The sequence below is a fragment of the Methylacidimicrobium cyclopophantes genome (genome assembly GCF_902143385.2).
GTDB lineage: Bacteria > Verrucomicrobiota > Verrucomicrobiia > Methylacidiphilales > Methylacidiphilaceae > Methylacidimicrobium > Methylacidimicrobium cyclopophantes.
This window is the reverse complement of sequence record NZ_CABFUZ020000101.1, coordinates 1-13,852: the sequence shown is the minus strand read 5'-3', so window position 1 is coordinate 13,852 and position 13,852 is coordinate 1. Positions and strand designations below refer to the sequence as shown.

At 57.2% G+C, this 13,852-nt stretch carries 12 protein-coding genes; 5 read left to right on the top strand and 7 right to left on the bottom strand.

Translation table 11 applies throughout. The features are described from left to right. Positions 1-480: 480 nt before the first annotated feature. From FN369_RS04195 to sucD, 3 genes are read left to right on the top strand one after another with little or no spacing between them, the layout of a single operon-like run. A complete protein-coding gene (locus FN369_RS04195) occupies positions 481-1,761 on the top strand; it encodes an H-NS histone family protein (RefSeq protein ID WP_142524952.1) in 1,281 nt (426 codons plus the stop codon). Beyond that, positions 1,758-2,948: an ADP-forming succinate--CoA ligase subunit beta gene (gene sucC / locus FN369_RS04190; protein WP_142524951.1), complete on the top strand. Its 1,191-nt coding sequence runs from the start codon at positions 1,758-1,760 to the stop codon at positions 2,946-2,948. Before FN369_RS04195 ends, sucC begins: the two co-directional genes overlap by 4 nt. Next, entirely contained in the window at positions 2,949-3,842 is an 894-nt protein-coding gene (sucD, locus tag FN369_RS04185) for a succinate--CoA ligase subunit alpha (RefSeq protein ID WP_142524950.1), read from the top strand. It begins immediately after the preceding gene. Between the two features lie 19 nt (positions 3,843-3,861). Here the strand turns inward: sucD and FN369_RS04180 are convergent, their stop codons facing one another. The 5 genes from FN369_RS04180 to upp form a co-directional block, all read right to left on the bottom strand. Next, positions 3,862-4,512 (bottom strand): DciA family protein, encoded by a 651-nt coding sequence (locus tag FN369_RS04180; RefSeq protein ID WP_142524949.1) that lies wholly within the window; start codon positions 4,510-4,512, stop codon positions 3,862-3,864. Then, a complete protein-coding gene (locus FN369_RS04175; RefSeq protein WP_142524948.1) occupies positions 4,491-4,976 on the bottom strand; it encodes a SufE family protein in 486 nt (161 codons plus the stop codon). Before FN369_RS04175 ends, FN369_RS04180 begins: the two co-directional genes overlap by 22 nt. A 44-nt stretch (positions 4,977-5,020) precedes the next feature. After that, positions 5,021-5,872: a sulfurtransferase gene (locus FN369_RS04170; protein WP_142524947.1), complete on the bottom strand. Its 852-nt coding sequence runs from the start codon at positions 5,870-5,872 to the stop codon at positions 5,021-5,023. A 174-nt stretch (positions 5,873-6,046) separates the two neighbouring features. Then, on the bottom strand, positions 6,047-7,003 hold the full coding sequence (gene bioB / locus FN369_RS04165) for a biotin synthase BioB (protein ID WP_142524946.1): 957 nt from the start codon (positions 7,001-7,003) through the stop codon (positions 6,047-6,049). A gap of 276 nt (positions 7,004-7,279) precedes the next feature. Next, positions 7,280-7,918, bottom strand: a complete 639-nt coding sequence (gene upp, locus FN369_RS04160) for a uracil phosphoribosyltransferase (RefSeq protein ID WP_142524945.1) — start codon at positions 7,916-7,918, stop codon at positions 7,280-7,282. 275 nt (positions 7,919-8,193) lie between these two features. Here upp and hemB point away from each other — a divergent pair, with 275 nt between their 5' ends. Together hemB and FN369_RS04150 are read left to right on the top strand one after the other, a co-directional pair. Further along, a complete protein-coding gene (hemB, locus tag FN369_RS04155) occupies positions 8,194-9,210 on the top strand; it encodes a porphobilinogen synthase (protein ID WP_142524944.1) in 1,017 nt (338 codons plus the stop codon). A 161-nt stretch (positions 9,211-9,371) separates the two neighbouring features. Beyond that, positions 9,372-11,966 carry a [protein-PII] uridylyltransferase family protein gene (locus FN369_RS04150; protein ID WP_178087664.1) on the top strand — a complete coding sequence of 865 codons (2,595 nt, stop codon included), beginning with the start codon at positions 9,372-9,374 and terminating at the stop codon, positions 11,964-11,966. On the opposite strand, the gene rnc is transcribed toward FN369_RS04150, so the two are convergent. Then, positions 11,881-12,615, bottom strand: a complete 735-nt coding sequence (rnc, locus tag FN369_RS04145; RefSeq protein ID WP_142524942.1) for a ribonuclease III — start codon at positions 12,613-12,615, stop codon at positions 11,881-11,883. The genes FN369_RS04150 and rnc overlap by 86 nt on opposite strands. Before the next feature lie 209 nt (positions 12,616-12,824). Next, the gene (locus FN369_RS04140) at positions 12,825-13,763 is read right to left on the bottom strand and encodes a tyrosine recombinase (RefSeq protein ID WP_178087663.1); all 939 of its coding nucleotides are present in this window, start codon (positions 13,761-13,763) and stop codon (positions 12,825-12,827) included. Positions 13,764-13,852: the final 89 nt, after the last annotated feature.

Here is a 13,852-nt window from a genome sequence, read left to right as displayed (position 1 = left end):
GGTCCAGCCGGCGCAGCCGGACCCGATGATGATGAGTTCTTCCATACGTAACCGATATACGCGGCGCGGGAGGAGAGGTGCAAGCACTTGGTCCCTTTGGAAAGAGCCGAAGGGGACGCTCCCCGATTCCTCAAGATGCGGCTTTCAAACAGACCAGAGCCATTGAGAGAAAACGAAGATCCAGCGGCTGATTCGTTCGGTCTCCGTCGAGCGACCTCCGAGAAGGGCTGCGGCATCCGGGCGATGGAGAAGGGGTTGACGAGAAGATATCCGCCAAGCTATGAGACGAGCTGGCTTGAGAAGCGTCTTGCAAAGCTCCACGCCGAATTGCTTCCCCCGCACGCATAGGGTGGGCTCGGACGCGATTGCCGAAAGGGCCGGATAGAGGGCCGCTTGTCGAAAAAGAAGCCCGAGTCGGGCAATTCAGGAACCAATTCGGGTTTGAACGCGTACGATCATTTATTGCTGCTCCGGAGCGGGATGCCGAATTCGGGGCTCCTCGCCGCGAAGGAATGGCGCATCAGCGACGTCGCGTTCCCTTTGGGAGAGCGACACCTGGCTCTGTTAGACCGATTGGGTCCGGTTCTGCATCACTTCATCCAAGGCTGCAATCTCCTCTACCGATGGAGTGTCCAAGGGAAGGCGCCAGCCTGGATTGCCGATCTCCTCGATCGGGGCAAACCTGGGGATCTGGTCTCTCTCTCCCGAAGCGCGGCTTTGGCCAACCAACTCCCGTGCGTCATTCGGCCTGATCTCCTTTGGACGGAGTCGGGTTTTGCTCTCTGCGAATTGGACAGCGTGCCGGGCGGCATCGGAGTCACCGCTTGGTTGCAGGAGCGATTTGCCCATTGGGATTCAGCTCTCGTCGGAGGAGTCGACGGGATGAAGCAAGGATTTGTCCATATTTTCCCGGAAGGCGATGTCGTCGTTTCCGAAGAGGCAGCTTCTTATTGGCCTGAGATGGAGTACCTAGTCGGCTCCGAGCGGATGCGATGGGCGGAAGACTATCGTTGCGGCGACCGGCCCATCTACCGCTTTTTCGAGTGCTTTGATTGGGAGAAGCTCGTTTCTCTTCGAGAGAGCTTCGACGCGGACCGACACCGGATGACGCCGCCGCTGAAGCCTTATTTGGAGGAAAAGCTCTGGCTCGCCCTCTTTTGGCTCCGGCCGTTCCGCGATTTTTGGAGGCGCCAGCTCACTGAGAAGGGATTCCGTCTCTTGCGAGAAATCATTCCGCAGAGTTGGATTCTCGATCCCGCCCCACTTCCGCCGCAAGCAGTCTATCCCGGATTGGAGGTGAATGACTGGAAGGAAGTCGGTCAATTCAGTCAATCCGAAAGGGATCTTGTATTGAAGATTTCCGGCTTTTCTCCCTTGGCTTGGGGTTCGCGAGGGGTCTTTGTCGGTTCCGACTTGGCGCAAACGGAGTGGCAAGAAAGGCTCACACATGCTCTGGAGGAGTTCACATCTCATCCATGGATTTTACAGCGTTTTTCCAAGGCTGCGATTGTCGAGCACCGCTTTTTTACCTCGAATGGGGAAGAGGAGACGATGCTCGGCCGCGCCCGCATCTCTCCCTATTATTTCCTGATCGATGGGAAAGCGGAGCTCCGCGGCGCCTTGGCAACCATTTGTCCTGCAGACAAGAAGCTCGTTCACGGAATGCGCGATGCGATTCTGGTGCCGGCCACACGGATGGAGGAGGCCGGCAGAGCAATGGGGGCCCGGGAGCGTGGTAGGGAGTTAGACGCTTCCTCATGAATGTCTTCGAGTACCAAGCCAGAAGTCTCCTCGCTCGATATGGCATGCCGATTCCCGCCGGCGACGTAGCGACGACCCCGGAGGAGGCACGGCAGGTTGCCGTCGTACTGACCGATGGTCCCTTCGTCGTGAAATCTCAAATCCTGGCCGGGGGGAGAGGAAAGGGGCGCTTTCTCAACGGATTCGTCGGGGGAGTCCGGCTCTGCTCCGATGCAAATCAGGTGGAAGAAGTCGCGCGGGCGATGCTCGGAGGCGTGTTGGTTACGAGGCAGACAGGCCCGGAAGGACGGCGGGTGGATCGGGTGCTGGTTGCGAAGGCGCCTCGGATCCTTCGTGAGCTTTACCTGGCGATTCTTATCGATCGAGAGTGTCGGTGCCCCGTGGTGATGGGCAGCGCCCGGGGGGGGGTAGACATCGAGGAGGTAGCTCGGGAGGATCCGGAAGCAATCCATCGCATCCGGGTCGATCCCCAAATGGGCCTATGGCCCTATCAAGCACGAGAGCTTGGCCTCCGCATGGGCTTGCGCGGCCCCTTGCTTCTTCAAGCCGCCGACGCGATCGCGAGGCTCTATCATTTCTTTTGCGACTGTGATGCCAGCTTGGCCGAGATCAATCCGCTCGCGGTGGTCGAGGATGGGAAACTCGCCGTGATCGACGCAAAAGTGAGTTTCGATGAGAATGGTCTCTTTCGCCATCCGGAAATTGCGCGCTATCGAACCGAGGTGATTGAAGATGGACGCGAGGCGGAGGCCACAAAAGCCGGCCTCAATTACGTGGGTCTCTCGGGCGATATCGGCTGCATGGTCAATGGAGCCGGGCTTGCCATGGCGACGATGGATATCTTGCACCGCTACGGAGGAACGCCAGCCAACTTTCTCGACGTCGGCGGAGGAGCGGATCAAGATCAGGTAACCAAAGGCTTCGGCATCCTGATGAAAGACCCCAGGGTGCGAGCGATCTTCGTCCATATTTTTGGCGGCATCCTGCGATGCGACGTGATTGCGCGAGGCATTGTCGACGCGGTCTCCCAGGTAATGCCCAAAGTCCCGATTGTCGTCCGGCTACAGGGTACGAACCTCGAGGAGGGCAGAGCCATCTTGCGGCGGTCGGGTATGTCTATTCGGACCGCGGACGATTTGGCAGACGCGGCTCAAATGGCCGTGGCCGCGGCTAAGGAGCCGAGATAGATGTCGATTCTCGTGGATCGTTCCACTCGGGTCGTCGTGCAGGGAATTACCGGGAGAGCCGGATCCTTCCATGCGCGCGCCTGTCTCGACTACGGCACGAACATCGTGGCGGGGGTGACTCCGGGAAAAGGAGGACAAAGCTTTGATGAAGCCGTGCCCATCTTTGATTCCGTGATTGAAGCGAAAGAGGCGACTGGATGCACCGCAAGCTTGGTCTTTGTGCCGGCTCCTCTTGCCGCGGACGCCATCCTGGAGGCGGCAGCTGCGGAGATCGATCTGATTATCTGCATCACCGAAGGGATACCGATCCTGGACATGATTCGGGTTCGGCGATGGTTGGAACGGACGAGCACGCTTCTGATTGGACCAAATTGCCCGGGGGTGATTACCCCGGGGCAATCGAAGCTCGGGATCATGCCGGCCTATATTCATCGACCGGGCCCAGTTGGAATCGTTTCTCGAAGCGGGACTCTCACCTACGAGGCGGTTTGGCAACTCTCCCAATTAGGCATCGGGCAGAGCAGCTGCATCGGTATCGGCGGCGATCCGATCCATGGTCTGGGACTACGTGATGTCGTCGAGATGTTCGATAAAGATCCAGCAACGGAAGGAATCTTGATTATCGGCGAGATCGGAGGATGCGAAGAGCAGGAAGCCGCCGCATTTTGGAAGATCTCATCTCGGAAACCGGCAGCTGCTTTCCTGGCGGGAGCGACTGCGCCCGTCGGGAGGCGGATGGGACATGCGGGAGCGATCGTGAGCGGCATCGCAGGTACCGTCCAGGCAAAAATCGAAGCCTTGGAATCGGCGGGAATCTCCGTCATCCGCTCTCCCGCGGAAATCGGGAGCGGAATGGTTCAGGTTATGGCTACCGCATCTAGAACAAGGGGATGATTGCGCCCGAAACGATCGTTCAGGCGATCACCCGGAGCTCGCGGATCGGGATGCCCAGCGTCTCGGAAAGCTTGGTGGGTAGATCCTGGCGGCGGCGCAGGGAAAAAGCGAGGGAAGCATTGACCGATCGCAGGATCGCGCGCCCTGCGGTTCGATCGACGCGAACGAGTTGCGACTCTGCGGCGATCTGTGGGCCGACTAGTTCTTGCCAAGTGCGGTCGAGCCAAGCGCGGCTGTTGATTCTCCGCCGCTCGACATGGGAGAGGAGCCGCTCTACGAGGCTGCGTCGATAGAGTTGGGCCCGTTGAAGCGCTGACATCGGGGATGATTCCGTTTCCGAAAGAGAATGTTGCCGCTGCAGGATCGCGTCATAGGCGGTGGATCGGTACCGTTCCCGGAAGTATCGCGCCAGAAACTCTTCCGGGAAAACGGAAGCCTCCCTCGTAAAGCAGCGCAATCGCGAGGTGATGAGCTCGTCCAGGATCTTCTCGTATCGGCTTCGCCCGATGAGTATCCGAGGAAACTCGGCTGTCTCTCCTCCGAGAGCGACCGCCTTCTCCTGATGACGTCGCTCGTCATCCAGCCGTAAGGGAGCCTTACCCAAGCCGAGCGAGCGAAACGTTACCTCGGCCTCTTTCTCGTGGAGGCTCATGAAGTCGAGCCGACGCATTCCGCCCGCCGTCGTTCCGCGACGAGCTGGCGGCAGGCGCTCTTCATTCGTGCAAGGATGTAATAAACGGTCTGACTGCGTTGACGCACCAATTCCGTGCCTACGATTTTTGGTACGAAGCTACTGGGGACGGCCATTACTTCTTCCGCTGTCGAACCCGCCAAGCCTTGACAAAGGATGGAGGCCATCGCCTTCGTCAAGGTCTGCACATGGGCACCAAGCGACATCCGGAAAAGCAGTCGATTTTCGGAGTCGGCTTTTAAGAAAACGCCGACCGAGTCGGTGCACTCTTGGTCCTTCCGCACATCGGAAAGGGTATAGGTTTCTCCTTCCTTCGGGGCACATTCGCTCGACCGATCGCTGTAGGCGATCAGCAGCTCACGCTTCTCCTCCTCGGGAAGATTTTGAAAGAGATCCACGATCTCTTGAAGGCGTAGAGGTAAGGTTGGGTCGACGTTTTGCATCGGAGATGAATCAAATCCCAATTCCCCCGCGCGTCAATGCCAGTCTACGGCCGTTGGATTGGAGCTCCTACTTTGTTGCCCCATTCGGTCCACGACCCATCATAGTTCCTCACTTTCTTGTGCCCTAGCAAATACGTGAGGACAAACCATGTGTGGCTGGAGCGCTCGCCGATTCGGCAGTAGACGATGCTTTCCCTATCCGAAGAAAGCCCGCAACTCTCCTCATAAATTCGGGAGAGCTCCTCTGCCGACCGGAAAGTCCCGTCTTCTCGAACCGCCGCTTTCCATGGCACGCTTTTGGCGCCGGGGATGTGGCCCCCTCGCAAAGCTCCCTCTTGAGGATATTCCGGCATATGGAGGAGCTCCCCCGTGAACTCCCCCGGGCTCCGGACATCAATCAAGGGCCCACCTGTCGTCAAAAAGGCTCGCACTTCCTCATAAAAGGCCCGGATCTCTTTGTCATGGCGTGCGGTCGGCACAGGGTAAGTCGTTTCAGGATAGGAAGGCTTCTCGCGAACGAGCGGTCTCCCTTCCCGGATCCATTTGTCTCTGCCGCCATTGAGAATTTTCACTCGCTCATGGCCATAAAGACGGAAAGCCCAGAGAGCATAGCAAGCCCACCAATTCGACTTGTCTCCGTAGAAGATGCAGGTCGTCGTCTCGTCGATGCCGTTCTTGCGGCAAAGTGCCGCAAATTTCTCCGGTGCAATGTAGTCCCGAATCACCGGGTCGTTGAGATCCGCCCGCCAGTCGATATGCACGGCTCCGGGGATATGGCCGGTATCGTAAAGGAGGACGTCCTCGTTGCTTTCAACGATGCGAATCCCAGGGTCCTGCAGATGATCCGTGAGCCATGCGGTCTCAACCAGAGCTTCCGGATGGGAATATGTCTTCATACGCTATAGACTGACAAGATTATGGCATGGTTGTCGAGGAAGTTCCCCGCCGCTTAAGCTCCGGAAAGTTTGCAAGCCGCCAATCCCGGCCGATTCGAAAGAGAGGTGGTCACTCTTTTCCGTGCGCGTCTTTCCCGTGTGCGACTCCGCACGTTCTCGGAGAGAGGATCGTTCTCAGGAACCTTGCCCTGCTTCGGGGCAGAAAGCCTCGACTCCCAAAGTCTTAAAGAGCGCTCGGTCGGCATCGAGCGATTGATTGGGGGTGGTGAGAAGCTGCTCTCCGATGAAAAGAGAGTTTGCGCCGGCAAAAAAGCAGAGTACCTGGGTTTCCCGGGACAACCCACGGCGTCCGGCGGCCAGCCGAATTCGGGAATGAGGCAAAAGAATGCGCGTTACGGCGATGAGGCGCACGAGGTCGAACGAATCGACCGGTGTTTTCGACTGGAGCGGGGTGCCTGGGATGGGAACGAGGAGGTTAAATGGGATGCTTTCGGGCGCGGGATCGAGTTGGTGAAGCGCAAGGAGCATCTCCAGGCGATCCTCGATGCTTTCCCCCATCCCGAGAATGCCGCCGCTGCATAATCGAAGACCCGCATCCTGTGCCGCATGCAAGGTTGCGACCCTATCGGCGAAGCTGTGGGTCGTTGCGATTCGTCCATAAAAGTTTGGACCGGTGTTGAGGTTATGGTTGTAGATCCGAACCCCCGCTTCTCGAAGACGCCGCGCCGCTTTTGGGCCAAGGAGTCCCAGGGTCACGCAAATCTCCAGTCCCTGATCGCGGATGCCTTCGACGAGACGGCAAACAGCCTCCAGTCGATCATCTGCTTCTTTGAGGCCGCGCCAGGCGGCGCCGAGACAAAGGCGGGTCGCTCCATGGCGGCGCGCGTCCATTGCCGCATGGTGTAGCGCGCCGGCGTCAAGAAGAGGATGGGTCGTCAGTCCCGTCGCGTAGCGAGCACTCTGAGCGCAATAGCGGCAATCTTCACTGCAACCCCCTTCTTTGATATTCACCAGTTCGCATCGTTGAATTCCATTCTCGGGGTGATGCGCCACGTGAACCGTGCGCGCTTTGGTCAGTAAGCTCAACAGGGGTTGGTCATAAAGGGCTCGAAGACTCTCCAAGGTCTCCATTCCGGCAACGTTATGGAGCTTGTGGCGGTAAGGCAAAGCTCTTTTTTTTGAGGGGGGAAGCGGCGAACGGGGCGGCGGTGGAAACGGGGCGCGACAAAGACCCTTCGGACGGAGCTCTGGTCATACAGTGGTTACATAATGGATATAAGATGTATGGAACAAGTAATAAGAATGTATATATACTGGATTAAGTATAGCGCAAACACCTATAGCGCAAACACCAACAGGCGACGGCTCCACTCCTTTCCTGTAGATGGGAGGTGGAGGTGCGTGCGCTCAGGAAAGATCGGCGCGGCTGCCGAATTGACGATCGCCCGCGTCTCCTAAGCCCGGTAAAATGAAGCCCTGCTGATCGAGCCCTCGATCGACGGCGCCGGTGTAGATGACAACATCCGGGTGGGCTTCTTGTACGCTGCGGATTCCTTCGGGAGAAGCCACGCAGCAGGCGAGCCGGAGGCGAGTGGCTCCCCGCTCGCGGAGCAGGGTAAAGACAGCCCTTGCGGTGCCGCCGGTCGCCAGCATGGGATCCAAAAGAAGAACGCAGGTCTCCGGCGTGATACCCGTAATGCGATCCAGATAGACCGACGGCTGAAGCGTCTCTTCGTTGCGGAAAGCCCCAACGAATGAAACAGTGGCATGGGGAAGAAGGGTACGGAAGGGTCGAAGCATTCCGAGGCCGGCGCGAAGAATCGGTACCAGCGCCACGGGTTCTGCAAGAACGGCGCCCTCGGCTTCCTCCAACGGAGTAATCACGGGAATCGGCCGCAATGCAAGGTCGCGAGTTGCTTCCACCGCAAGGATAAACGCAGCTTCTTCTAGAAAATGAATAAAAAGACGTTGATCCGTGCTTCGGTCGCGAAGCCGGGTAATCCTATCGAGAAGAATCGGATGTTGAACGTGGTATAAACGGGGCATAGTCGATCCAGTCGCGAGCCTTAGCTTAGGGAGGCAAAAAATCGTTGAAAAGCAAGGCCAAGATCGTGTGGGGCCTCGATTTCGACGGGCATGGGATTTTTGGATGTGCATGCACGGAGCTCCTGGATTGCGGGGACAAGGATAGGACGTTTCGGGAGCTATGGTCAGGGCGAGGTTCCCGTCGTTCGATTGAGACGGGAGGCTTTCCCAGGGAGATTGTCATCTTTGTGGAAAAGCCCTTGGAAAGAGAAAAGGGAACGACGTAGCGTGGGAGCATGGCACATTCGTCCAAAAAGCTTCTCTTGCGGCGTCGTCCTCGAAGGCTCCGAGCATCGGAAGGAGTCCGCAGGCTGATCGAGGAGCACGCCGTTACGGTGCGCGATCTGATTGCACCCGTCTTTTGCAAGGAGGACGGTGCGCGCGAAGAGATTCCATCGATGCCCGGGGTTTTTCGTTATCAACCGCAGGACGCTCTTCGGTTCGCTCTGGATCTCCATGAGCGCGGAGTTCCCGCGATCGCTCTTTTCCCGTGCATCCCCGAGAGCAACAAAGATGCAACGGGATCTGCAGCGCTAGATTCCGATGGGCTGATTCCCCGAGTAATTCGGGAGATCAAGGAGAGAGCTCCTTCCCTGCTCGTGATCGCCGACGTCGCGTTGGATCCCTATACCACGCATGGACATGATGGCATTTGGAATTCGGAGACCGAGGAAATCGAAAACGATGTTACCGTGGGCTTGCTTTGCAACATGGCCCGAGTTCTCGGTCGAGCGGGAGTCGATTTTGTGGCCCCTTCCGACATGATGGACGGGAGGGTCGGAGCGATTCGGGCGAGCCTCGACGAGGCCGATCTGGAGCGAGTCGGGGTGCTTTCGTATGCGGTAAAGTTCGCTTCTGCCTTTTATGGACCCTTTCGCGACGCCGTCGGGAGCCGCCGAGCGAAGGGGTATTTGGACAAGAGGAGCTACCAGCTGAATCCGGCAAATCTGCGGGAAGGCCTTTTGGAAGCCCAATTAGACGAAGCCGAAGGAGCGGATATTTTGATGGTGAAGCCCGCGGGTCCCTATTTGGACGTGATTTCCAAAGTTCGGGACCGCACTCTGTTGCCTGTCGCGGCTTATCAAGTCAGCGGCGAGTATGCACAAATCGTAGCCGCAGCGCAAAACGGATGGTTGGACTTGGAAGCGACTTACCGGGAAGCACTTCTCTCGATCAAGCGGGCGGGAGCCGACATGATTTTTACCTATTTCGCTCCATTATTCGTTGGAATGAGGGATTCACTCACTACGTAAGAGTTGTTTCGTTATTGCGAAAATTTCACAGAACCGTTCGAAGAGACTGCCTTTGAGGAAGCGTAGAGAGCGGCGGTCTGGCTGGGAGAGTTCCTGTCCGGCCGGCTGGAAGAACGGATGGGGAGAGTCGGCTTGGTCGCGATAGATCAGGAATGGAATCAATGGAGAAATTTGGCCGTTTTGCGACTTTCGAGGCAGCGTTGGCCGCGTTTCAGAAGTTTTCGCTCGTCTCCCGCGGTCGATTGGTCGCTCATCCGGATTGGGTCGATTGGCTCACCGCTGTTGTGGCGTCACCGGAATGTGCAACTCGCGGTCCCGGCCGCTGGAGCATGGATTGGCGAGAGCTTTGGGGAGTCCATGCGGATGGGGAGAAAAAGCTCAATGCGCTCCGTCTGCTCAAGCAACGGGAGCAAATACGAATCGGCCTTCTCGATTTTGCAGGCCTTTGGTCGTGGGAGAAAACCACGGGGGCGCTCTCTCGTCTCGCCGATTTTTGCGTCGGGCAAGTCCTTCAAGTCGTTTGCGAAGAATCGCGCGTAAATCAGACGCCTCTTGCCATCTTGGCGCTGGGAAAACTCGGCGGCGGGGAGCTCAACTACAGTTCGGACATCGACATCGTTTTTCTTGCTGCGGACGACGAGAATCCATTCGCCGGGTCGCTTCGTCCGATGATTGCGCGACAGGTCGTGGCAGGTTTGGCCGATTCGAAAGGCGTCGGCTCACTCTACCGGGTGGATTTGCGGCTGCGTCCCGACGGCAATGCGGGTGCTCTCGTGCCGTCGTTTTCCGAATGTGAGCGATATTACGCCTCCTCGGGGGAAACTTGGGAGAGAATGGCTCTCATCAAGGCACGGTTTGTCGCTGGGGATGCCGGCCTGGGATACGAATTTGAGGTGTTGCGCCATCAATTTTGCTTCCCGCGCCATCTTTCGGAGGAGGTGTTCGAGGAAATCGCCGCGATGAAGTCGAGAATCGACGAAGAAATCTTGTCGGCGGATCGAAAGGAGCGGGATGTAAAACTTGGCCCAGGGGGGATTCGAGAGATCGAGTTCCTAGCCCAAGCCTTGCAGCTTTTTTATGGCGCTCGGCAGCCCGTGATTCAGGTTCGATCCACCTGTGGAGCATTGCGAGCGCTCTCAACGGTCGGGCTGCTGCCGCAAGATCAGGTCGATGCGTTGATCGACGCATACGGGTTCCTGCGGAATCTCGAACATCGACTGCAGATGGTAGAAGAATTGCAGACACACTTGCTCCCCACGGAAGCAGCGGCTCGATCCCGGATAGCGGAATCGCTTGGATTTTCGACTTCGGAATTTGAATCGAAGTTGCGATCGCACCGTTCGTACGTTCATGAATTATTTCAACAATATTTCACAAAAAAAGAATCGCCTTCGGTATCTATTCCTCTCGAACTTTTCGCCTCCCCGGAAGAGGCTGTGCGCAATCTGGAAGCGCTCCAGCAGAGGGATTCTCTGTTGAGTGCCCCGCGAGCAACGCGAGCCTATCGTCGTTTAACTCCTTTTTTGGGAAAAGCCTTGCACCTGGCGGTCGAACCCGACGTTGTTCTTCGGCGGTTCGTATCTTTCGTCGCCCGCTACGGTGCTAGGTCGTACCTCTTTGAGACCCTAGCGGCTAATCCCAAGGCGTTGGAACTTCTGGTCAGGCTTTTCGATGCCAGTTCCTTCTTCAGTGAGATTCTTTTTGCTCAGCCCGAGCTGTTTGAGGAGATCACCCAGAGTCGTTCCTTAGGGTGTCGAAAGGGAAAGGAGGAGTATCTCGAGGGGCTGGGTTGCGTGCGGGGAGAAGCCGCAGTTGGCGCCCGACTCTATCGTCGCGGGGAACTTCTCCGCATCCTCCTTCGGGACATATTAGGGCTAGCGGATCTTCTCGAAATCCAACGGGAATACACGGCCCTTGCCGAAGCCTGCTTGGAGTTTGCTTGCCAAACGATTCCATCTGGAGATCTCGCCTACATCGGGCTAGGCCGGTTTGGGGGAGGTGAGTTGGCCTACGGCTCTGACCTCGATTGTCTCTGCGTTGGTTCCCAAGAGCAATCGGCGTTGGCCATCCATCGATTTCTCGGGGAACCTCTCCCTGCCGGCATCCTTTTCCCCATGGATTACCGCCTCCGCCCCCACGGTGAGGGGCCCCTTGCTCTACCGGTGGAGGTATACGAAGTCTATTACCGGGACAAAGCCCAATTTTGGGAGATCCAAGCCTTGACCAGGGCACGCTTTGTGGCCGGGGAAGGGAAAACCGGGGAAAGATTTATCGCGATGGTTGACCGGCTCTGGAGAGAGCGAAGTAGGGCTTGTCCGCTGGACGAGATCATCTCGATGCGAGAAAGGATCGAGCAGGAGCGCCATGCCGCTTTGGCTCCTTTCCAGCGGTTCAAAACCGGAGCTGGAGGGATTCTTGACATCGAATTTGGGTTGACCCTCTGGTCAATGAGAACGGGGAAACGGGAACCGAACTTTTGGAACGTCTTAGCCGATCTGCGCACGAGGGAACCGGATCTCGCCGGAGTTTTGGAAGACGGCTATCGTTTCCTGCGTCGGGTAGAAGCGGTGCTCCGACGAGAAAGAAATCAACAACAAGAGGTTCTGCCGGAGGATCCGACGGCGTGGAAGAAGCTCGGGCAGCGCTTGGGCTTCCCCACTGTCGAAGAGTTCATTGGTGCGTACGAAGGGAAGCGCAAGGGGATCCGGGCAGCCTATCGGGAGCTATGCGAGAGAGTGCGTCGCTTGCCGCGGTGAGCTCCGCTTCCTTTTTGCTGCTACCGGAACCTTCGCCAAGACGTTTGTCTCCCCATTCCACAACCACGTTGTACCATTTCCGATGAGCCGCGCCCGACTGGCTTACACACCGATACCGAGGGGGGTCGCCTCCTTGTTTTTGCAATAGTTCCTGCAGCCTCCCTTTCGGGTTTTCCAACAAGGCCCCCGGAGAGGAGGCGAGATCGCCAATCGCATGAGCGAACAATTTCCGGACGACCACCTTTGACTTGCGCCACCCACTGTCGCGGTAAACCGCCCCAATCACCGCTTCCAAGGAATCCGCTAAGTTGGATTCCTTTGCCCGTCCGCCGCTCTTTTCTTCCCCTTTCCCCAAGAGGAGAAGCTCTCCCACGCCCAGCTCTTTCGCAATGCCGGCCAAGGTGGAGCGATTGACCAGAAAAGAACGCATCTTCGTCAGCAGGCCCTCTCTGTGAAGAGGAAACCTGGCGTGGAGCAAATCGGTGATTGCAAGTTGGAGGACGGCATCACCCAGAAACTCCAACCGCTGATAGTTCGGCCCGGCGCTTCTCCTCTCCGCCGCATAGGAAGGATGGGTGAGCGCCTCCCGCAACAGATCGGCATTACGGAAGTCATGACAAATGATCTTTTGGAAAGTCGCAATGTCCATTTTCCGCTTTCTACTTAAAATGGAAAATAACCAGACTATCTACATAGGAAACAATGTGTTATGATGATGGATGCAACCTTGAAGAGAGGGGAAAAGCAAGGGTCGATCTGGAGATCGGCGCGACTATTTCGGTGCGGGCGCATGAGCTGTCGCTAGAGCAATTCGCATTTCTTAGGCAAAACGTGAAAAGAAAGAGCATCCCTGGAAGGTTATTGCCCACGAGGGTGGAAGCGACGGTGGACCTCCTGTAACCGATCGATGGCGACGTGCGTGTACATTTGCGTAGTCGCCAAGTCGGCGTGGCCGAGAAGAAGCTGCAATGAGCGAAGATCCGCGCCCCGATGGAGGAGATGTGTGGCAAAGGAATGCCGCAACAGGTGGGGATGAAGTCCATAACGACGCCCGATCTTTCTGGCAAGACTCAAAAGAATCTGATTGATACAAAAGCGGGTGAGAGGACGACCGCCTCTCCGGAGGAAAAGAAAATCGCTTCTCCTGGAACCGAGCAATCGCGGACGGCCCTCTCGAAGGTAATCCTCCAGAGCGCGGATGGCAGCATCCCCTAGGGGCACAATCCGCTCCTTTCGGCCCTTGCCGAAAACGCGGAGCATTCGATCCTGCGGCAAAAGGGAGGTCAAGCGCAGTTCCACCAGTTCGCTGACCCGCAGGCCGCCACCGTACAGAGCCTCGAGGATTGCTCGATTGCGAATCCCTTCCGGCGTAGATGGATATTTAATAGATAAAAGATGATTCACATCCTCTTCAGATAGTACTCGAGGAATGCGCAGCCCTACTTTTGGAATATCCAGATCTTGAGAAAGATCCACTGAAATGCTGCCTTCTCTTCGCAGAAAGGAAACAAGATGGCGCATTGCGATGATAGCGGCCTTGAGGGAACCGGAAGCGAGCCCTCTCTCTCGCTCCTCTGCCAAGTATCTGTGGACCTGCTCGATCGACAGCGAGGCGGGGTCGGGGAGGTTGTTTGCAATGGCCCACTTCGCGAACGACTCGAGCAAAAGACGATTCGTGATCTGTGTGTTTACCGAGTGATCTTTTTCCGTTGCAAGGTAGCGGAGGGTCGACTCGATCGCGCCCGACCACCGGGTTTCGTCTTCGGAGTTCCCTGCAGAGAGACGGTTATTGCTCACGATTGAGCTCAGCGAGGATCTGGGGGTCGCGGACGTCGGCCCAAGAGCCGCTTAAGATGAATCCGTGGACGCGCCCGGTACGGGCGAGC

What these genes read in the sequence shown, in the direction of transcription:
- rnc (WP_142524942.1), bottom strand. Translation starts at nt 12,615, where the DNA reads ATGGACATTGCGACTTTCCAAAAGATCATTTGTCATGACTTCCGTAAT.
- FN369_RS04150 (WP_178087664.1), top strand. Translation starts at nt 9,372, where the DNA reads ATGGAGAAATTTGGCCGTTTTGCGACTTTCGAGGCAGCGTTGGCCGCG.
- upp (WP_142524945.1), bottom strand. Translation starts at nt 7,918, where the DNA reads ATGCCCCGTTTATACCACGTTCAACATCCGATTCTTCTCGATAGGATT.
- hemB (WP_142524944.1), top strand. Translation starts at nt 8,194, where the DNA reads ATGGCACATTCGTCCAAAAAGCTTCTCTTGCGGCGTCGTCCTCGAAGG.
- FN369_RS04195 (WP_142524952.1), top strand. Translation starts at nt 481, where the DNA reads ATGCCGAATTCGGGGCTCCTCGCCGCGAAGGAATGGCGCATCAGCGAC.
- FN369_RS04175 (WP_142524948.1), bottom strand. Translation starts at nt 4,976, where the DNA reads ATGCAAAACGTCGACCCAACCTTACCTCTACGCCTTCAAGAGATCGTG.
- bioB (WP_142524946.1), bottom strand. Translation starts at nt 7,003, where the DNA reads ATGGAGACCTTGGAGAGTCTTCGAGCCCTTTATGACCAACCCCTGTTG.
- sucD (WP_142524950.1), top strand. Translation starts at nt 2,949, where the DNA reads ATGTCGATTCTCGTGGATCGTTCCACTCGGGTCGTCGTGCAGGGAATT.
- FN369_RS04180 (WP_142524949.1), bottom strand. Translation starts at nt 4,512, where the DNA reads ATGCGTCGGCTCGACTTCATGAGCCTCCACGAGAAAGAGGCCGAGGTA.
- sucC (WP_142524951.1), top strand. Translation starts at nt 1,758, where the DNA reads ATGAATGTCTTCGAGTACCAAGCCAGAAGTCTCCTCGCTCGATATGGC.
- FN369_RS04170 (WP_142524947.1), bottom strand. Translation starts at nt 5,872, where the DNA reads ATGAAGACATATTCCCATCCGGAAGCTCTGGTTGAGACCGCATGGCTC.